The organism is Rhodohalobacter mucosus (assembly GCF_003150675.1).
GTDB lineage: Bacteria > Bacteroidota > Rhodothermia > Balneolales > Balneolaceae > Rhodohalobacter > Rhodohalobacter mucosus.
In genome coordinates this window covers 121,054-140,226 of record NZ_QGGB01000010.1, presented here as the reverse complement: position 1 = coordinate 140,226, position 19,173 = coordinate 121,054, and the positions used below count along the sequence as shown (strand labels likewise).

Genomic DNA, 19,173 nt, shown 5'->3' with positions numbered 1-19,173 from the left:
AGCTGTTTGAGTACGTTTATGCCTTTTTTATCTTAAGGCATGCGAAAGAAAATGAATAAGCCTGCAGTTGCCGTCATTGGCGGAGGAGCTGCAGGCTTTTTTACTGCAGTAAATGCTGCCCGGCTTAATCCTGGCTTGCGGGTTACCATTTTTGAGAAGTCGAAAAATGTTCTCTCTAAAGTGAGGATATCAGGAGGTGGCAGGTGTAATGTAACCCATCACTGTTTCGACCCTGAACAACTGTCCGCTCACTATCCCAGGGGTGCGGCTATGCTGCGTTGGAGTTTTGAACAGTTTCAGGCTCGGGATACTGCAGCGTGGTTTGAGTCGAGAGGCGTGGCACTGAAAACAGAGCCCGACGGCAGAATGTTTCCTGTCAGCGACAGCTCGGAGTCTGTCATCAGCTGCCTGATGCATGAAGCCCGTATCCACGGCGTGAAAATTCGTAATAAAACCCGGGTTGACCGAATCAGTCCATTAAGTGATTCAGGGTTCAGCCTTTCCATAAACAAGAAAGAAGCTGAGTATTTCGATGCTGTTGTTGTGGCAACAGGCGGCTACAACAGAGAGAAGGCCTACGAATGGCTGAAAGAGCTGGGACATACAATCCGTACGCCCGTACCCTCCCTGTTTACCTTTAATTTCAGGGAGAAAGTGTTCAGTGACCTGGCGGGGATATCAGTCAACCAGGCAGAAGTACACATTGAAGGTACCCGATTTACGGAATCAGGTCCTTTATTGATTACACACTGGGGTTTGAGCGGCCCCGCGGTACTCAAACTCTCGGCATGGGCGGCCAGGGAGCTGCACGAGAAGGAGTATCGGTATACGGTTCGCGTGAACTGGCTGGCACCCATGAACGAGCTGCAGGTTCGGGAAAAACTGCTTGATTTGCGTGAACGGAACGCCAGGAAAAAGGTTGTCAGACAGGATCTCCTACCTCTTCCTGCACGGCTCTGGGAGCGCCAGATTCAGCTTTCGGGAATCGATGACCGGAAACGATGGGCTGAACTGTCGAACAAAGAGGTGCACGAACTGGTACAGAACCTGGTAAATGCACGATACGATATCCAGGGAAAAACCACATACAAAGAGGAGTTTGTTACATGCGGAGGTATCCGGCTGAAAGAGGTGAACCCGGATACACTGGAGAGTAAAAAAGTACCCGGTCTCTATTTTGTGGGAGAAGTACTCGACATTGACGGCGTAACCGGCGGCTTTAACTTTCAGGCAGCCTGGACCAATGGCTGGCTTGCTGCCAAAGCCCTTGCAGAGAAGTATCAGACCGGAAAATAGATTGTCAATTCAGGCATGTGAAATACAGATTCCTGCCTGAAAACCCGCATCTGACAACGAACAGCCGGTCACAAATATATTTATTACAAAAACTTACTCGCCAGGTTTGCAAGCGTTGACCGCTCACCTTTTTCCAGATTTATATGGGCGTAGAGGTCATTGTTGTTCATACGGTCTACCAGGTACGAAAGGCCGTTCGACTGCGTGTCAAGGTAGGGGGTGTCGATTTGGAAGATGTCGCCCGTAAAGATGATTTTCGTATTTTCTCCGGCACGTGTAATGATCGTTTTGATCTCGTGCGGCGTTAAATTCTGTGCCTCATCGATGATGAAAATGACGTTATTGAGGCTTCGGCCGCGAATATAGGCCAGAGGTACGATTGACAATTTTTCGGTTTCAACCAGTTCATCAATTTTTTTGTACTGCTTGCTGCTCTCTTTGAACTGGTTTTTAATGATGTTCAGGTTGTCCCAAAGGGGTTGCATGTAGGGATCAATCTTGGATTTCACATCTCCGGGCAGATACCCGATGTCACGGTTGCTTAGCGGAACAATGGGACGGGCAAGATAGACCTGCCGGTATTGACGCCGCTGCTCAAGGGCACATGCAAGGGCAAGAAGTGTCTTGCCTGTTCCCGCCGCACCTGTTATGGTAGCCAGCTGAATGTCGGGATCCATGAGTGCATGCATGGCAAACGTCTGTTCAGCATTTCTTGGCGTGATACCGTATGCGTTCAGTGCTGCAACCAACTCAATTTTCTTGCTTTTTGGATTGTAGTAACCAAGCGCAGAACTCTTGTGATTTTTTAAGATGTAGTAATGGTTGCTTACCGGTTTACTCTGTTCAATTTCAGAGTGGCTGATCTGCCCCTCTTCGTAGAGTTTGTTGATGGCTGAATTGTCATCAAATTTGAGATCCGTCTTTCCTTTGTAGAGGTGATCAATGTCTTTGATCTGGATGGTTTCGTAATCTTCTGCATCGAGCTGAAGAGCCCTTGCTTTTAGTCTCAAATTGATATCCTTGGAGACGAGAACTACTTTTTTGTCGGGTTCTTCCTCACGCAGTTTAAGGGCAGAGTTAAGAATCCGGTGATCATTTTTGACGGAACCGAAAACTTCCGATGCATCCTGGCTGCTGCCTTCATCGCTGATCACCCTCAATTTGCCATGCGTCCGGCCATTAAGCGGGATCCACTTCTGAATCATGTTGGCATCCGAAATCTTGTCAAGATACCGGATAAATTCCCGTGCATGCAGATTGGTGACCGAATTTCCTTTTTTGAAAGAGTCGAGCTCTTCCAGAACGGTAATCGGAATGGCTATGTCATGCTTTTGGAAGTTTTTAACGGCATCGGAGTCGTAGAGTAGTACAGAGGTGTCAAGAACGAAGATCTTCTTCGTTTTCTTCTTAGAGGGCATAAACCTTCCAGTTTAAATTGCAAGAGGAGGTGTCTGTAATGATACATTAACTAACAATAATTAAACGCAGAGTGAGAGTCAATTCGACTTTAAATCTTAACGCAGAAATAACGTTGATTTTAGTCTTGAGTCTTGAGAAGTGTGAAGGCAGAAGGCAAAAGGCAGAAGGCAGAAGTGAAACGTGAGACGGGAGAGGGTAGGGTGATCTCTGATTGGAGATTGTTGAATTTCGATCTCAGAAGGATTTTTTAGTACTACACCCTGCACCCTGTACCTTGAGCCTTGAACCCTGCACCCCCTGGTCTGCGAAGCTTTAGCATAGTAGATAGCGTAGTAGACTGCTCCCTGCCTTAGCTCACCCTGCAAAATGCCACAAGCCAATACTCAATGCGATAGCAGCATTGAGGCTCTCAACATACTCCTCGTGCCCATCGATGCGAACCGGTATCCGTCCGTTGGTGAAGAGGCTGCTGCTGATGCCATTGGCTTCGTTGCCAACAACCAGAACGGTTTTTTGGTGAGGTTTCACCTGCTTGATGGATATTGCATCTTCACCTCCATCCAAAAGACAAGTCCGGTATCCTGCCTTCTCCAGCTCGGCCAGTTCTTTGGAAAGAGGGCCTTTTCGGTATGGAAGTATTCCTGTTGCACCGGCCGTGCTTCTTACCACCTTCGGATGAAAAGGGTCTGCGGTACCTTCACCGAGAAGAATGCCGGTTGCACCGAACCAAGATGCCGTGCGGATCATGGTGCCCAGATTTCCCGGGTCCTGTATGGCGTCCATGGCAGCGATAAGCCCGCCCGTTCCGGCCAGTTGTCCGGCAGCAGATTCATCGGGAATAACGCAGACAGCAGCCACACCCTGAGGAGATTGTGTATCGGTGATTAAGCCAAAATCGTGAGCTGAAAGAGTATAAGCGGGAACTTCATCGTGCCGGAATCGACCTGTATCAGTTGAATCATCCAGCAGAAGGACGGATTCAACCATAATTTTTCGGTTTTCCAGAATCTGCTCAACGCATCTCTCGCCTTCAGCAAGAAACCGGTTCATTCGCTTACGGTATTTGCTCATAGACAGCTTCTTCCATGATTTAATCTGATTGCCGGAGGCCGGTTTTATTGACATGTTTCGGCAGTTGTGAAGAGAGTGATTGGGTTTCGCAGTGCGAGGCTATATATTTAAAGTATAACAGAACAGCGCAATCTGCCATTAAGCAAAGTAAAAGGTACCCAATTCATGAAAGACTTTCTGAAACAGCTTGGAATCAAAAACGAGAATGCAGGAACCTCAACCGGACAAACATTTTTACAGAATGATGAAGCACCCGAGATCATGAGCTATACGCCGGTAGACGGTTCAGAAATTGCAAGTGTTTTTGAAACTACGAAAGATGAATATGAAGAAGTTATAAAAGCGTCTCTGCAAGCTTTTGATACGTGGAAAATGACCCCGGCTCCGCAAAGGGGAGAGATTGTACGCCAGATTGGGCTGAAGCTTCGTGAATACAAAGAACCGCTTGGGAAACTGGTCTCCTATGAAATGGGTAAAATTTACCAGGAGGGACTCGGTGAGGTGCAGGAGATGATCGATATCTGTGATTTTGCCGTCGGACTTTCGCGACAACTTTATGGTCTCACAATGCATTCGGAGCGGCCAAGGCACCGGATGTATGAGCAGTGGCACCCGCTGGGACCGGTCGGTATCATATCGGCATTTAATTTTCCTGTGGCCGTTTACAGCTGGAATGCCATGATCGCAGCAGTTTGCGGTGATACGGTGATCTGGAAAGGTTCCGAAAAAACGCCGCTATGTGCAATCGCGGTTCAAAAAATCATTGCTGAAGTACTGAAAGAAAATGACCTGCCTGAAGGGATTTTCGGTTTGATAACAGGAACGCGTGATACGGGTGAGTGGATGACAGGGGATGAACGAATACCCCTGATTTCAGCAACAGGATCGATACCGATGGGCCGTGCCGTTGGTCAGGCCGTAGCGGCACGCCTTGGCAAGACCATCCTCGAACTGGGCGGAAATAATGCAATCATCATCAGCAAGCATGCGGATCTGGAAATGACGATCCGTGCGGTTGTATTTGGCGCGGTAGGAACCGCAGGTCAGCGCTGTACAAGCACACGGCGCCTGATTATACATGAAGATGTGTATGATGAAATACGGGACCGACTGGAAGGAATCTATCAGAGCATCAACATTGGCGACCCGCTTGACCCGGACACTCTTGTAGGACCGCTTATCGATAAGGATGCAGTCGAAAATATGCAGACTGCGCTGAAGAAAGTGAAAGAGGAGGGAGGTTCGGTACTCTGCGGTGGTGATGTGCTGGAGAATATGGAGGGGCATTACGTGAAACCCGCAATCTGTGAAGTAGAGAACCACTATGAGATTGTGCAGCACGAAACATTTGCTCCCATTCTTTATCTGATCAAATACAAGACGATGGACGAAGCTATCGGCTATCATAACGGTGTACGTCAGGGGCTCAGTTCGTCAATATTTACGCTGAACATCCGTGAAGCGGAGAAGTTTCTGAGTCACATCGGATCGGACTGCGGTATTGCCAATGTGAATATCGGCACAAGCGGTGCGGAAATAGGTGGTGCATTCGGGGGAGAGAAAGAGACCGGGGGCGGACGTGAATCTGGATCGGATGCATGGAAAGCCTATATGAGGCGCCAAACCAACACCATCAACTGGGGAGACGAGCTGCCGCTGGCACAGGGTATAGAGTTTGATGTGTGATTCAGGCACGGGGCTCAGGGCGCATGGTACAAGTAACAAGCAGCAAGCGGCAGGTTGCAGGCGGAGGATACATCAGAAATTATTTTCTCAGATAAAAAAAGTGAAAACGTGGTAGTGTGTTAAGGTGTTAATGAGCTGCAGAAAAGAGACTCCCACGGTTGCTGTGGCATAATACTGCCCCGTTTATCGTCTGACGCCTCACCCATTCGGCTCCGCTCAGGGCATGCTTTTGCCTTTTGCCATTTGCCTTTTCTCTCACCATATTACAGAACCGCTGATAACAGAACAGACGATTAAAGGGCGTACAGTCAGGTTTCATAACACAAAAGAGAACCTCATGTTTCAGAAAGAGATCCAACTGAAATCGGGAGAACAGATTTTGCTCCGTTCCAGGATGCATCCGGGACTTATGATCGCGGGTTGTATGATCATATTTTATGCGATTTTTGTTTCCATTTTCACCGGATACATTTCAAATCTTATCTCTGCCGGATTTGGAGCTCTATTTATGATTATCGGTTTTTTCAAATGGTCGTATTACGAGTTTATTCTCACCGACAGCAGGCTGCTGAAAGTTTCAGGGTATTATTATATCCGTGCGGAGGAAGTGCTTCTTGAAAAGGTGGGACATGTAACGTTATGGCAAAATAAACTGGATCGCTGGTGGGACAGGGGCATTATTACGTTATACGGCATAGGGATCCGAACCCAAAAAATCCGCGGAGTTTCAAATGCCTCGAGCTTCAGGAATGCGATACACAGCCAGCTTTCAGTGGAGCCTGAACACTACTTTGAGTGAGATGGACGCCTATCCCGAGTGATCTGCCTTTGCGCTTCAGGTTGGAAGTTCAATGAAAAAGCTGGGACCACGCAGATTCACTCTATTGCCCTTATTTATATAACATTCTCAAAAATAAATGTTTGTTGAACACTACGTTTCCCGCCATCAGTTTCACGGCTTCTTCTGAGATTTTTTCCCGGGCCATGCGTTGTTTAGGGTCCTCAAAAAGATAACCCTGTGAAAAAGCCCCGATCGTGCGTGCAAGGATCTCAGCTCCTACATGTACGGAAAACCACTCGATCTCATCTCCGTTTATTAACTCCTGATACAGTTGTGATGTTTCTCTTTTGTACCCATTCATGGTACGGCCCCAGATATCGGTAAACAGATCCCTGGTTCCAGCCGATGCCACAGCATGGTGCATCATACAGTGTGCGCAAAAATGGGCCAGATCCTGCAGCGGCCTTCCGTAGTGAACAAATTCCCAATCGATAATTCTGATTTTGTTTCTGCTCCAGAGAAGTGAAGGCGGCCATAGATCTCCCATCAGAAGGCAACGCCCCTGTTTCATTAACAGCCTGCCCAGCTGTCTGCATCGTTCGGCCGCCGAACGAAAATCAGGATCATCTTTTTTTGAGAGCGTTTCTGCCAGTGACATATACTGAACGTGATATCTCGTCTCCTGAACCGGCATATTGTGAAATTGCCCGGCGATAGCAGGTTGTCCGTATGTGATGCGGTGAAGCGCACCGATAAATCGGCCCAGATCCCTCGCCGTCTCAATCTCAGCACGGCCTTTTCTGAGTGCCTCAAACCATGGAACTGAGGGTGTGATATCCTCCATCAGAAGCAGGCTGGCATCGGTATCATGCCCGAGCAGCTCCGGAGGCTGAACATAGGTTTGGTCAATTCCGGATAGCGGGCCTGACTGCATAAAACTGCCAAGAGCCCGTGCTTCAAACGAAAGCCGGTTACTGTTCATTGGAACATCGGGACTGGCTGCAATGTAGGGTGGGGCGTACTTTACAATTACACTGTCCGAATCTCCCGGTATGCGCCAGACCCGGTTTATATTGCCTCCGATCAGCTCTTCGGGGCTCCCGGCTGGTTCAAAATCAGGCAGACACTTCTGAACAAAACGGAAAATTTGATTCCTGTCGGGGGCCATCTCAATAGCGGTAAATTTGGTTGGCAAATACTACTGGCTCCCCGTGTTCTATAAAGTCAAGGAGGATGGACTCCGTGGCTTCGCGAGCGTCAACAAGGGTTTCCGCAATCTTCCGGACCTCCGGGTTAATTCTGCCGGGAACTGAATATTTATGCCCGACCACCAGGGCTGAGACCGGAATTTCGAGTTCATTGGCCAATACCACTTCGGGTGCCAGGGTCATGGAGTTGACCTGACCCCCAAGCTGTGCCCACATCCTGTTTTCGGCAGCTGTTTTGCTGCGCGGACCGCCTGCATAGACGAAGACCAGACCGTTTTCGGGTTTAAAAATAGATCCGGGATGTCGTGCAGAGATCTGTTCATTGAGGCTTTGTGAAAAGAGACCCTCCCGGATCAAAAGATGGCCTTGATGAGCCTTTGGTTCGGGATACATGGTACACGTGGAGCCGTCCGGCAGCCTGTTTTCGGGCATCAGCAAATCCGTTACAAGCATCGGCTTGTAGATGGGCAGGTCGGGGTCGAGCACGCCGACAGAACTGTTGATAAGAAGAGCGCCACAGTTTACCTGCTGAAGTGCGGCGGCCTGGGCACGATAGTTGATCTGGTTGGGTAGAAGGGAGTGAGGCAGGCCATGACGGAACAAAATATAGACGGGCCTGTCGTTGCTGAGCCCGCTACTGAACAGGGTTATTCGGCCCCATGGAGTATCTGCCACTTCAGGCTCAAGCATAAGTTTTGATGCAAATTCATTTTCGAATGCGCTGCCCAGAATGATACCAAGGCTTTTAGGTCCGGCTTTTCTCTTTTTGGAATCTGTCATGTGGTTAAAAAAAAGTTTTATGCATTCCTGGAATCAAAACGTTATTTCCACGTTGAAAACTCGGATATCTATGAAAAGGTGCTTGTGTGAGAATTATGATTAATTCCTTCACAATGATTTTAATCTAAAAACGGCTCTATCGCATCAGATTTTTCCAGAATGTCAATTCATCCTGAACGCCCGTTTGGGCATCATTGATAAAATCATCGTGATTATCGTATACATTCAATGATCCGTTTATCATCATACCGAACCGTGTACCGGTAATCAGCGCTTCTTTAAGATCGTGTGTCACAAACATAGTGGTGATTTTTTCACTTTTTGAAATCTCCACAAAGAGCTGCTGCATTTCGCTTCGCGTTTCCGGATCCAGACTGCCGAAGGGTTCATCCAGAAGCAGTACGCGCGGGTGTATGATAAATGCCCGGCCAAAAGCTACACGCTGTTTCTGCCCGCCGGATAGCTGATGCGGATACTTTTCCTCCTGCCCCTGTATGTGCAGCCGCTCAATCATTTCACCTGTCTTAATACGAATAGTTTTGTCATCATATCCCTGGATTCTGAGGCCAAACCCAATGTTCTCACTCACGGTAAGATGCGGGAACAGAAGCGGCTCCTGGTAGAGATAGACCATTCCGCGCTCGCTGGGCTTCAGGTTGTCGATCGCCTGACCGTTAAGCTGAATGGTTCCCGTATATTCCTGTGTGAGTCCTGCAAAGATTTTAAGTAGGGTGGTCTTGCCGCTGCCTGACCTGCCCAGTACGGAGAGCGTTTCGTTCTCCGAAAGTGAAAAGCTTACATCCTGCAGAACCTTTTCATTGCCGTATGATTTCGATATGCCGCGTGCTTCAATCATCATGACTGCGGTGCCCATACGTTTTGAAGGAGATATTTCCGGTTTGTGATCAGAAGCAGAACAGGCGGAATGACCAGCAAAACACCTGCAAGAGCAGCCAGATAGGGATTAGCCTCGCTAACATATCTGTAAACCATAACAGTGAGTGTTTGCACTTTGCCTACGCCGATAAACTGAGTCAGCCCGTATTCAAACCAGGATATCAGATAGCACTGAAAAAAGCAGATGGTGAGCAGTCCCCTCGCCGAAGGAAACAGTGCATGCTTCACGATGGTAAAAAAACTACCGCCCATGGTTGAAACCAGACCCTCCAGATTACGCATCTCCGTGTTCCAGAAGCCATAAAAAAAGATAATGGCATAGGGAAATGTTATTAAAAATTGTGCAATGATAACGCCGCCAACGGTACCCGACAACTGTAGCTGCAAAAAATAGTAGTTAAGCATCACAGCCAGAACAACCGGAGCAATAACATAGGGAAAATAAGCTGAAACCACCCACCAGCGGCTCCTGGTATAGTAGGCGATGGCCCGGCTGGCGAAAAATCCGCAGATTACGGAAAGTGCACTCACTGTGATGGATAGAAGGACCGAAAGAACCGTACTCCTCAGAAGCTCAGAGCCGCCGCTGAGGTACCACGTCCAGTGTTCGGTGGTAAACGGATGATCGATGATGGAGGGGTAGTACCACTGCACTGAAAAGGAGAGGTAGAGCAGCGTTGCGACGGGTACCAGGAAACTGAGCAGCAAAAACAGGAGAACGGTGAGCTTTTTCATACGAACACCTTCTTTTGGGACCCTGAAAAAAGCCAGGCTATAGTGGCTATACAAAGAATAGCGTACCAGACCGCCATTGAGTGGGCCACCGGGATATCTGCCAGGTTAAAACGCTGCAATTTTTCAAGGATCAGGATCGAAATCATCTGTGGTGAGGACTCTCCCAGGATCAGTGGTATTTCGTAGGCGCCCATAAAAAAAATAAAATAGAGTGCGATCAGCGGGGAAAGACCCCTGAGGAGGATTGGCAGCTGCACCTGAAAAAGAATGGTTCCGGTTGATGCCCCAAGTGTTGAAGCGACCCTGCCCAATTCCTCAAGCTTCTGATGTTCGTACAGTTTCAGGGAAATGAGAAGAAAGAATGGGAAAACGAGAAACAGGTGTGCCAGGATAATGCCGATTGCCCACGGATCCTGAACAAGTGCCGGAAACCGGCTTGCTTCGGTGATCAGGTTCATATGGTATGCAGCGCGGGAGAGAAGCCCCGAACCGGACAAAAGCTGATAGATAGAAAACGCCAGCACGATGGGCGGGATGGCAAGCGGCAGGAACAGGCTGTTGTATATAGTTCGGTTGCTGAACTGCCTGCGAAATAAAAAAAGCATTCCCAGGGAGGTAAGCAGTACCAAAATAGTGGATGCCCCGGCAACCCATGCAGAGTAGAGAATAGACTGCAGAAACTCACCCTGAAAAAGACCGGCCCAATATGAGAAAGTGAACCCATCCTGAAGCACTCCCGCCAATCCAAGGCTGTATAAAAAAGAGTAGCCGATTGCCATACCCAGGGGAGCAAGCCAGGCAATGGCAAAGAGAGCGACCATTAGTTTACGTTTAGACATACTCAGCGGTTTACCACATAGGTTCTGAAGTCCTCAAAGATACGGATCATATACTCGGGCCCCGGTTCCTGCAGAGCTCTTTCACGAATCTCAGAGCGGTCGGGGGCTTGTACTCTTCCGGGAATCCGGCTGAACCTCTGTTGCCACCCTTCCGGCAGATCGGGTATGGAGAGCACGGTTCCGTCGCCCCAAACATCCGGTTTCATTTTTTCAAGTTGAGCTTCGGGCGATTGCAAAAAGTTAATGACCACAAGGGCCGCTGCTTTATGTGCGGATTTCCGGGGAATGCCCAGGTAGTGTGAATTCCGGATCGTGCCGTGTTCCGGAACGTATGCGCGGCTGGTTTCAGGAAACAAACCCCGGGCAATTTTGTTATCGACTTCACCGTCGTTGTTGCTCATGGTGAATGATATTTCCCCGTTTGCAAAGAGTTGATGCATCTGGGCCACACTTGCCGGAAAGGTCTCTCCATTACGCCAAAAGTAGGGTTTCAGCCTGTTCAGACGATCCCATAACTCCCTGCTGGCCGATTTATAGAGCTCCTCATCAAAATCACCGTAAAACGGTTCGGGAGATCCATTGAGTGTCATCATCCATGATTTGAGAAGGGTCATTCCGGCAAATTCGGTGGGTATGGTAAAGCGTCCCGGATTAGTAACGATCCAGGTTTCGAAATCCTGAAATGTCTGGGGAGGAGAGTTTACCTGACCGGGATTGTAAATCAATGTGAACTGAACATTGCCCCAGGGCGCTTCATACCCGTCAACGGGCTGCTGGAAGTCGGTTCCGATAAACGGGTTATCGTAATTGACGAACGTTGAATTGGGAAGCATACCGGTAAATGGGCCATAGAGCGCATCAATCTGCCGCAGCTGAAAGAAGGTCTCCCCGTTTATCCAGACAAGGTCAATCTGACTGGTGCGGGTTCCGCCTTCGATCTCAGCCATCAGGGTGGAGACGATCTGGGCACCCTGGCCGCTCACAATATTCAGGTCAATATTGTAGCGGTTTTTCACCTCCGGCACCACGTAATCGTTCATGTAGCCGTTGATATAGGGATCCCCCATCCACATCATCAGTGTCAGATCTTCGCCCTCCGAAAGCTCCCTGATCTCGTCCCATTCAAGCTGAGCGAAATCTGGTTCATCCTCCACTGGATTGCTGCATGAAACCGAAAATAGGAGCAGCACGAATAAGCTAAATCTGATGAGTGTAGTAGCCTTTGAACTCTTTCTCGCAGATTTGCGCAGAGGGATGCGCTGATTTTCGCGGATGGATGGAGCAGGATTATTCATTCAGATTAAGTGAAACGTTCTGAAATTTACTATGGTAAAATTCTATTTATTACTGCGAAGACACAAAGCCACCAAGAGATCCGAACCATGATCAAGTTCTTCAAATAAAAGTTCTTTGCACCTCCGCGCATCGGCGGTGTAACTAAAACAAATATCGAACTGAAAACTGGAACTGGCGGGGCGGGCTTACGTTGCGGACCTCACGTCCCTCCGGACCCACCTGGATCTGGTTGCTCTGCGTCAGGTTGGCGTTGAACCCGCTCAGGTTTTCAGCATTAAACAGGTTATAGATATCCGCACCCAATTCAAACCTGTTGTCATCAATATCAAGCGTGTATCTCAGGTTCAGGTCAAAAACGGTGGACCATGGCAGCCGGTCACTGTTTCGGCTCAGCCCCGGACTTCGGTCGTTGTTGCCCACAAACTGTTGGGAGAACGAGCGGCCGTCGCCGTTCAGGTCATTGGTTCCATATTGCGAGGCGTCCGCTACTCTGTTAATCGGCAGACCGCTCTGAATGAGCGGGGCAACCGTTATTGAGAGGCTGTTTACCGGGGAGTAGCTTACCAGCGCATGGATCATGTGCCGCCTGTCGTTAAGTGCCGGCCCCCATTCCGCATCAAAGTTATTTGCATCCATCGCGCGGAAGTTGATGTCTTCGGTATTGTTTTCAAGATAGGAGAGCGTATAGATCACGCGCAGAGCTACGTCGCTCTCGCCCCGTGTGCGATCGTACGTCAGGTTCAGGGCATAGTAGTTCGATCTGCCCTTGGTCTCCGTCATCACAATACTGCGGGCCACACCGTGCAGCCTCTCGCCACCCGGGCCCGGGGTGTAAAAGCCTTCGTTATCCTGGAAAATGGGTGTTGCCCTGGTTGCATCGGCCTCTTCCTGTGTGCGCACCTCAACGTTCTGCGGATCAATGGGGAAGGCTGCAGGAGCATTGAGATCACGCAGTCGGTAAAGGTTGTAGGTTCTGTTGTGCATCAGATCAACATACAACAGCGAATTGCTTGTTAGCTGCCGCTGAAAACCGACCATGAACTGATGTGAATAGGGATTATCAAGCCCGTTCGGGTTTAAAATTCTGAGTTCGTTGCTGAAAACGGACTCCCGCTCACTTTGGAGCTGCCCGCGGTCGGGGCCCCGGAGGTAGCTCGCAGAGGGTACGCCTGCAACCAGGTTCCCTTCATTCGTTACCTTGTCGATGTCGGTATCCGACGGCAGAATACCCTGGTTTACCAAAAGTGAGATCTGGGATCTGAAATCATCCGAATTCGAACTGAACTGCAGCGCATCGCTGTAAACGGCATACAGAATTTTGTCATAGTAGATGCCGTAGCCCGCCCTGATGCTGCTGCGGTCGTTCAGTCGGTAGTTGGCACTAAACCGTGGCGCGAAATTGTTGAAGTCGCCGCTTGAGTCACCGGCTTTTGAGAGGTTGTCATAGTCGTATCGCAGCCCGAGATTCAGATTCAGATTGCTGTTTACGGAAAACTGATCCTCCAGATAGATACCGATAAGGTTCTGTCTCTTTTTAAAGGCATCGGGCCGCAGTTCAACTCCAAAATTGAGTACGTCAACATCCGGCGGAAGATCCTGCGGTGCCAGATTCTGCGTTACACCGCTGTTTCTAAGATTCTGCAGCTGCTCCGGGCTGAGCTGAACCAGCCAGCTGCCGTCCGGATTTCCCCCGCCGCGCAGTGCAAAACCCGATGTTTTAAAGTCGGCACCTGCTTTCAGTGTGTGCCGGCCCTTGTAAAAAGTGAATTTTTGCTGAAGCTGGTGCGTGTTCTCAGTCTCGTCGAACACGAATCCCGGGTGCCCCAGCAGGGCGATTGTTTCACCGTTGGGAGCCAGAACCGTAACATTGGGTCCCGCATCAGAGTCCGGGTTTGCGTAATTCCAGCGGAAACGCCCGTACTGATATCCCGTTTCGGAAACAAAGCCGTTCCCGGAATAGGTATTCCGGTTGGCTATTGCAAACGAATTTCTGTCCTGCCGGTTTCCCGCGCTGGCGAATGTCACACCGCCATCAATACCTCCACCCTGTCTCTCGATATTGATAATTCCTTTATTGATCCGGAGATTGGATCGGAAACGGCTGCTCCAGTTATGGTCTAAACGTCCTGAAAGGAATGTGAAGTGATTGGTTCCCGATACGGTTTCGTTAACGCCAAGCTGGGGCACATTCAGCAGATTGTCCTTCAGGTCGGTGTAGTGTTCAGCATTTACAAAAAAGAATGTTTGGTCTTCCACGATCGGCCCTCCAACCGAGAATCCTACCTGGTAGCGTGCAAAGCCATCTTTCACCTGGTTGCCGCTGAGGTCGCGCTGCGCAAACGGGGATGAGGCATCGAGCGGCGGGCCGGGACGCGTCATCAGAAAAACTTCGCCGCTCAACTCATTGCTTCCCGAAAGGGTTGTAATATTGATCACGCCGTTGCTTGTTCTGCCATATTCCGCACTGAAGTTATTGGTAAGCGCTGTGATGTTTTGTGTGATGCCGACCGGGATCCGAAAACGCTGTCCGCCCAGAAAATTTTCATTGTTATCAAACCCATCGATTTGGTAATTGGTAAAGAGAGAGTTGGCGCCGTTGATGGCCACATTCGGGGCCTCCGGAAAGAAACCGGTTGACTGTGATATATTCGGGAGCCTGTAGAGGGCACGGGAAATATCGCGGGCTTCAATGGGTATCGATTCAATTTCGTTTGCCGATATCTCCGAGGCCACCTGTGCATCAACCGTATTGATTGTTGTGGAGCGTGCGGTAACGGTGAGTTCATCGAGCCGTCCGGTTCTTCGGCTGAACACAATCAGCAGCACGCTGGTGTTGCGATTCGATATAAGGGATATGGGTTCACTTATCGACTCAAAATAAGCTTCAGAGGGTTCAGTTCTCACAATGTACTCTCCGGATGTAGATAGTCCCGTAAGCACAATTCTTCCGCTTTCTGATGTTGTTCGGGATACCGAAAATCCGATATCCGGATTCTCAATAATGACCTGTGTGTTTTGCTGAGCCAGATTCGTTTCATTTTCAATGACGGTAATGGTAAGAGATTGTGCATGCAGCTGCAGGGTGGCTGCTATGAAAAGGAACAGAAACAGATAAAATGATTTCATGGGAGTAATGATATCCTGGCCGCTCTTTGCCGCGGCTTCAGACGATTAATCTAATGAGTAGTTGTTGAATGGGTGCGAACGGGTCCGTTCAGTGAAGAGGAGAGGTGATGGGCGGTGCACGCGGGGGGATATGTTCAGCGTACCGGGGCACTGTACGTTCTATTGGGAAGCAGGGCACGGAGGCCGTGTTGAGAATCTGGCTCAGAAGGTTCCTGACGATCCGGATGATTCCGGTAGCGGAGTGAAAGAGGTACCTTTCAAGGTCGCCGTATGTATTGATGTCGGTTTTGGTGCGTAGAATGTATACGCCGGAAGACCGCTTCAAAAAGTAGTTCTTCAGTGAGTCGAGCAGGCTGTGTTGCTGCCACGGCAGGCTGCGGAAGGTCTGCTCACAAAATTGATGCCTGCTCAGGCCAATCAGGTAGGCGCCGTTTCGCTGAGTCGGTCCCAGAACAGCTTCCCGGCCTGAAAGTTTTGCGGCAATGTCATGCCAGGGGATATCATGCAGATGGGGGCAATCGCCTCCCACGGCAATGACTTGTTCATACCCCAAAGCGAAAACGTCGGCGATTGCGTTGCTGAACCGCTCCGCAAATCCGGTTCCGCGCTGACGTTCTTCACTGATCACTACCAGAGGGAGGGGAGCAGCTCGCAGCTGATCCAGTGTTTGGCGCCATAGCACCTGCTGAACGGACTTGTTTCGGGAGTCGCTTCGCCCGGCCAGGCGTTTCATACGGGCTTCAGACTCAGGCGTTCTGCTGAACAGTAGAATGGCGGTATGTGCAAATCCTTGCATATCGATAGGTTACGTCATAAAAAGAGCAGAAAAATCACGAAAGGGTCAATTTTGCCGGTTGACTGTTGCCGTTGCTCCCAACCCTCGGGAACTGTTGCCTGTCGAAGTTTATAACTGAAAAGATACTGATATAGTTGAAAGTAAGCTGTTGCAAAAGTAACGCTTTCGCTGCACTCCCCGGTCAACAAAGCTTTCCTGATCTTACATAGCTTCAGCGTAGTAGACTGCACCCTACTCTATAATCAGTTGATCCACAATCCTGAAGCTCTCCGGTCCATACTGAAACAGCAGATCGAGCAGACAGCAGCCGGGATGGAACCCATCGAAGTGCTGACGATAGCGGGGGTGGGTAAAACGGAATTTCTCCTTATTCCTGCCCTGGCGCATGTAGTGGCGCGAACCGTGCTCCTGCCAGTATGTGTCCGCGTCCAGGTTCCCGGCAAGTTTGTCGGGGTCTGAATGATAAAGCTCCATGGCCGATGAGTGGTGTGTCTTCGCACCGATATCAATCTCCATAAACCGCAGGATGCGGTTCCTCAGAAAGAGATTGAAGTCCAGAAGCAGTTCAAACTGGTGACCCATTTCAAAATCTGCACGTATTTCCGGCTCATAAAAATCGTAGTAAACACTGTTCCGGTAGTTGTATTCCAATGATCTGAGTATGGGTTCAATCCACTTTTCAGCATGATCGATCCGGATTTGCCGAATGGGCTTCTTCCTGTCGTCTGTTCTGACCGGTACATTGAGGTAGTCTGTTCCGTCGGGCGTGCGAATCAGTGCCCTGTGCGTGCGACCTTTTCTGGACCAGGTCTCGGAATCCTGATAGACGATCATATCGGCCGCCAGCATCATGGCAAGGTCGTGCAGATCGGGTATAAAGACGGGCTGGAGAATGGCTAGTTTCAAAGTGATGGACTCCTTATGGTATCTCGCGCCGTATGCATCCCTGCGGGGCAGATTTGCGCAGAAGAATGCGCGGAGTCGCGCAGATTATCTAATATGTTAATAGGTTCGGAGCAAGTTGATGATATCTCCACTCCTTTTCAAGGAGGGGATTAAGGGGTGGTTGATCAAGGTTTTTAAACGAATGATTCAATGGTAAATCTAATCAAAGATTTGAAACCACCCCCGGCACCTCCTTAAAATGGAGGGGATCATTCTTGCTTTGCTCGAAAGGCAAAAGCTGGAAAAACGATTTTATAAAGACTTTTTCAACCGCTGCCCTGGTGCTCCGCGGCCCACTCTTCTTCAATGAATTCGATGCGTCCGGCAACGTCTTCCCACTTGTTGAGGTGATCGGCCAGTTCCTGTTTGACTTGCTCATACTCAAGAGAGACCTCCTTTACCTTCTCTGGGTCGTCATAGAATCCGGTATCGGCCATCAGGGACTCGATCTCAGACTTTCGGTTTTCCCTCGACTCGATGCCTTTTTCAATCTTTTCAAGCCGTTCCCTGAGCGGCTTCACTTTTTTGGAAAGCGCATTGCGCATTTCGGCCTCCAGGCGACGCTGCTCCTTTCGGCTGAGATTGCCGTCTGATGCCCGCTGCTTCTCCCGGCCGCTCTCACGATTCAGGTTTGAAAGATCCTCCTCCTGCTTTTTGTCGAGATAGTAACTCACGTTACCCAGCCACGTTTTGATGTGTCCGGGCTGCACCTCCAGCGTTTTGTTGACGATGGGATCGAGAAAATCGCGATCGTGAGATACAATCATCAGAGTACCTTCATATTGCTGGAGTGCCTGCTTCAGGATTCCTTTCGACTGCATGTCAAGATGGTTGGTGGGTTCGTCAAAAATGAGAAAGTTACCCGGATTCAGCAGCATTTTGGCCAGGGCCAGCCTGCTTTTTTCACCGCCCGACAACACCCTTACCTTTTTGAAGACGTCATCTCCGGTGAATAGAAAGCATCCCAAAATGGTTCGAAGCCGCGTTTCGGATTCCCTGGTACCCGCGTCTTTCATCTCATCGAGGGCGGTATTTGCAGGATTCAGCTCTTCGGCCTGGTGCTGTGCAAAATACCCTGCGGTCACATTGTACCCTGCTTCGCGCTTACCTGAAGTGATGGGCTCAATTCCTGCCAGAATCCGGATCAGCGTTGACTTGCCGGCGCCGTTTGGTCCCACGACCGCTATTTTATCGCCCCGTTCCACCTCATAATCAATTCCATTGAACACGGTATTGTCACCGTAGCGCTTAACAAGATTCAGGAGTGTAAGAACAACCTGTCCGGACCTCTGGGGTGAGGGGAAACGAAAGGAAATCTCAGACTGCTCATCCTCAAGTTCAATCAATTCCATCTTCTCCAGCTGCTTGATGCGGCTCTGAACCTGCTTCGCCTTGGTGGCTTTATACCGGAACCGGTCGATGAATTCGCGGGTATCCTTTAACTCTTTTTGCTGATTCTCATACTGCTTTTTCAGAAGCTCTTTTTGTTCGGCATACTTCTTCTCATAAAAAGAATAGTTGCCGGCATAGTCCTCAAGCTGCCCCCGCCTTAACGAAAGTGTGCGATTGGTTACTGAGTCGAGGAATGCACGATCGTGAGAAACTAGTATTACGGCGCCTTCATAGTTTTTGAGAAACGACTCTATCCATTGAAGGGATTCAATATCGAGATGGTTGGTAGGCTCATCGAGCAGCAGATAGGTTGGATTTAACAACAGCAGTTTGGCCAGCGCAATACGCATCAGCCATCCCCCGCTGAATTCCGTTGTGGAACGGTTAAAATCAGTCTCACGGAATCCCAAACCTGTAAGAATTCTCTCTATATCGGTTTTAAGCGTGTATGATCCCGAATGCTCAAGCCGGTGCTGAATCTTGCCGAACTCCTCCAGCGCTTCTTTGTGATGTTCGCTTTCAGGGTCAAGCGTATCCAGTTTCTTCTGGATTATGTCGATTTTGCTGCGCAATTCAAGAATTTCCTCAAAAGCCTTTTCAACCTCTTCAAAGACAGTAAGCCCCGGGTCAGGATCCACGCCATCCTGGGGCAGATACCCTATTGTGGCTGTGTTGCTCATCGATATCTTGCCTTCATCAACCGGCTGTTCGCCCGCAATCACTTTTAGCAGGGTGGATTTCCCGGCGCCGTTGGGTCCTACAAGACCAATTCGCTCACCCGGATTGATCATCGCCGATATGTTATCGAACAGCGGACGATCGCCAAAATGCAGGGTTATGCCGTCAATGTGGAGCATGGGAAAAAGTTATCAGGGGTTTTTAGATAATTTTATATCAGGTTCCATT

The 19,173-nt window shown here is 49.4% G+C and carries 15 protein-coding genes; 3 read left to right on the top strand and 12 right to left on the bottom strand.

What is annotated here, in order from left to right:
* Positions 1-51: 51 nt before the first annotated feature.
* Positions 52-1,296 (top strand): BaiN/RdsA family NAD(P)/FAD-dependent oxidoreductase, encoded by a 1,245-nt coding sequence (locus DDZ15_RS14795; RefSeq protein WP_109648034.1) that lies wholly within the window; start codon positions 52-54, stop codon positions 1,294-1,296.
* An 83-nt stretch (positions 1,297-1,379) separates the two neighbouring features.
* On the opposite strand, the gene DDZ15_RS14790 is transcribed toward DDZ15_RS14795, so the two are convergent.
* Positions 1,380-2,714 carry a PhoH family protein gene (locus DDZ15_RS14790; protein WP_109647889.1) on the bottom strand — a complete coding sequence of 445 codons (1,335 nt, stop codon included), beginning with the start codon at positions 2,712-2,714 and terminating at the stop codon, positions 1,380-1,382.
* Positions 2,715-3,069: 355 nt separating this feature from the next.
* Positions 3,070-3,840 carry a TrmH family RNA methyltransferase gene (locus DDZ15_RS14785; RefSeq protein ID WP_109647888.1) on the bottom strand — a complete coding sequence of 257 codons (771 nt, stop codon included), beginning with the start codon at positions 3,838-3,840 and terminating at the stop codon, positions 3,070-3,072.
* 111 nt (positions 3,841-3,951) lie between these two features.
* Between DDZ15_RS14785 and amaB the strand changes: the two genes are divergently transcribed.
* Together amaB and DDZ15_RS14775 are read left to right on the top strand one after the other, a co-directional pair.
* Positions 3,952-5,472, top strand: a complete 1,521-nt coding sequence (gene amaB / locus DDZ15_RS14780) for an L-piperidine-6-carboxylate dehydrogenase (protein ID WP_109647887.1) — start codon at positions 3,952-3,954, stop codon at positions 5,470-5,472.
* Between the two features lie 337 nt (positions 5,473-5,809).
* On the top strand, positions 5,810-6,271 hold the full coding sequence (locus DDZ15_RS14775; RefSeq protein WP_109647886.1) for a YdbT family protein: 462 nt from the start codon (positions 5,810-5,812) through the stop codon (positions 6,269-6,271).
* 91 nt (positions 6,272-6,362) lie between these two features.
* Here DDZ15_RS14775 and DDZ15_RS14770 read toward each other — a convergent pair whose 3' ends face one another.
* The 10 genes from DDZ15_RS14770 to abc-f form a co-directional block, all read right to left on the bottom strand.
* A complete protein-coding gene (locus tag DDZ15_RS14770; protein WP_146198609.1) occupies positions 6,363-7,448 on the bottom strand; it encodes a phosphotransferase family protein in 1,086 nt (361 codons plus the stop codon).
* Positions 7,423-8,241, bottom strand: a complete 819-nt coding sequence (locus tag DDZ15_RS14765; protein ID WP_109647884.1) for a phosphorylase family protein — start codon at positions 8,239-8,241, stop codon at positions 7,423-7,425. The genes DDZ15_RS14770 and DDZ15_RS14765 overlap by 26 nt, the downstream gene beginning before the upstream one ends.
* 136 nt (positions 8,242-8,377) lie before the next feature.
* Positions 8,378-9,100 carry an ABC transporter ATP-binding protein gene (locus DDZ15_RS14760; protein ID WP_109648033.1) on the bottom strand — a complete coding sequence of 241 codons (723 nt, stop codon included), beginning with the start codon at positions 9,098-9,100 and terminating at the stop codon, positions 8,378-8,380.
* Positions 9,097-9,873, bottom strand: a complete 777-nt coding sequence (locus DDZ15_RS14755) for an ABC transporter permease (RefSeq protein WP_109647883.1) — start codon at positions 9,871-9,873, stop codon at positions 9,097-9,099. The genes DDZ15_RS14760 and DDZ15_RS14755 overlap by 4 nt, the downstream gene beginning before the upstream one ends.
* Positions 9,870-10,712: an ABC transporter permease subunit gene (locus tag DDZ15_RS14750; RefSeq protein ID WP_109647882.1), complete on the bottom strand. Its 843-nt coding sequence runs from the start codon at positions 10,710-10,712 to the stop codon at positions 9,870-9,872. The genes DDZ15_RS14755 and DDZ15_RS14750 overlap by 4 nt, the downstream gene beginning before the upstream one ends.
* A 2-nt stretch (positions 10,713-10,714) precedes the next feature.
* Positions 10,715-12,007, bottom strand: coding sequence for an ABC transporter substrate-binding protein (locus DDZ15_RS14745; protein WP_199222984.1), 1,293 nt, complete (start codon positions 12,005-12,007; stop codon positions 10,715-10,717).
* Positions 12,008-12,149: 142 nt separating this feature from the next.
* Positions 12,150-15,134, bottom strand: a complete 2,985-nt coding sequence (locus DDZ15_RS14740) for a TonB-dependent receptor plug domain-containing protein (protein ID WP_109647881.1) — start codon at positions 15,132-15,134, stop codon at positions 12,150-12,152.
* 88 nt (positions 15,135-15,222) lie between these two features.
* On the bottom strand, positions 15,223-15,930 hold the full coding sequence (locus tag DDZ15_RS14735) for a TIGR04282 family arsenosugar biosynthesis glycosyltransferase (RefSeq protein WP_109647880.1): 708 nt from the start codon (positions 15,928-15,930) through the stop codon (positions 15,223-15,225).
* A gap of 231 nt (positions 15,931-16,161) precedes the next feature.
* Positions 16,162-16,836 carry a WbqC family protein gene (locus tag DDZ15_RS14725; RefSeq protein ID WP_109647878.1) on the bottom strand — a complete coding sequence of 225 codons (675 nt, stop codon included), beginning with the start codon at positions 16,834-16,836 and terminating at the stop codon, positions 16,162-16,164.
* A gap of 305 nt (positions 16,837-17,141) precedes the next feature.
* Entirely contained in the window at positions 17,142-19,124 is a 1,983-nt protein-coding gene (abc-f, locus tag DDZ15_RS14720; protein ID WP_109647877.1) for a ribosomal protection-like ABC-F family protein, read from the bottom strand.
* Between the last annotated feature and the right edge of the window lie 49 nt (positions 19,125-19,173).

Bases quoted from the DNA above. Each gene is read 5' to 3' on its own strand.
- DDZ15_RS14765 (WP_109647884.1), bottom strand. From the start codon at position 8,241: ATGACAGATTCCAAAAAGAGAAAAGCCGGACCTAAAAGCCTTGGTATC.
- DDZ15_RS14775 (WP_109647886.1), top strand. From the start codon at position 5,810: ATGTTTCAGAAAGAGATCCAACTGAAATCGGGAGAACAGATTTTGCTC.
- DDZ15_RS14790 (WP_109647889.1), bottom strand. From the start codon at position 2,714: ATGCCCTCTAAGAAGAAAACGAAGAAGATCTTCGTTCTTGACACCTCT.
- DDZ15_RS14760 (WP_109648033.1), bottom strand. From the start codon at position 9,100: ATGATGATTGAAGCACGCGGCATATCGAAATCATACGGCAATGAAAAG.
- amaB (WP_109647887.1), top strand. From the start codon at position 3,952: ATGAAAGACTTTCTGAAACAGCTTGGAATCAAAAACGAGAATGCAGGA.
- DDZ15_RS14745 (WP_199222984.1), bottom strand. From the start codon at position 12,007: ATGAATAATCCTGCTCCATCCATCCGCGAAAATCAGCGCATCCCTCTG.
- abc-f (WP_109647877.1), bottom strand. From the start codon at position 19,124: ATGCTCCACATTGACGGCATAACCCTGCATTTTGGCGATCGTCCGCTG.
- DDZ15_RS14750 (WP_109647882.1), bottom strand. From the start codon at position 10,712: ATGTCTAAACGTAAACTAATGGTCGCTCTCTTTGCCATTGCCTGGCTT.
- DDZ15_RS14735 (WP_109647880.1), bottom strand. From the start codon at position 15,930: ATGCAAGGATTTGCACATACCGCCATTCTACTGTTCAGCAGAACGCCT.
- DDZ15_RS14740 (WP_109647881.1), bottom strand. From the start codon at position 15,134: ATGAAATCATTTTATCTGTTTCTGTTCCTTTTCATAGCAGCCACCCTG.
- DDZ15_RS14785 (WP_109647888.1), bottom strand. From the start codon at position 3,840: ATGTCAATAAAACCGGCCTCCGGCAATCAGATTAAATCATGGAAGAAG.
- DDZ15_RS14755 (WP_109647883.1), bottom strand. From the start codon at position 9,873: ATGAAAAAGCTCACCGTTCTCCTGTTTTTGCTGCTCAGTTTCCTGGTA.
- DDZ15_RS14795 (WP_109648034.1), top strand. From the start codon at position 52: ATGAATAAGCCTGCAGTTGCCGTCATTGGCGGAGGAGCTGCAGGCTTT.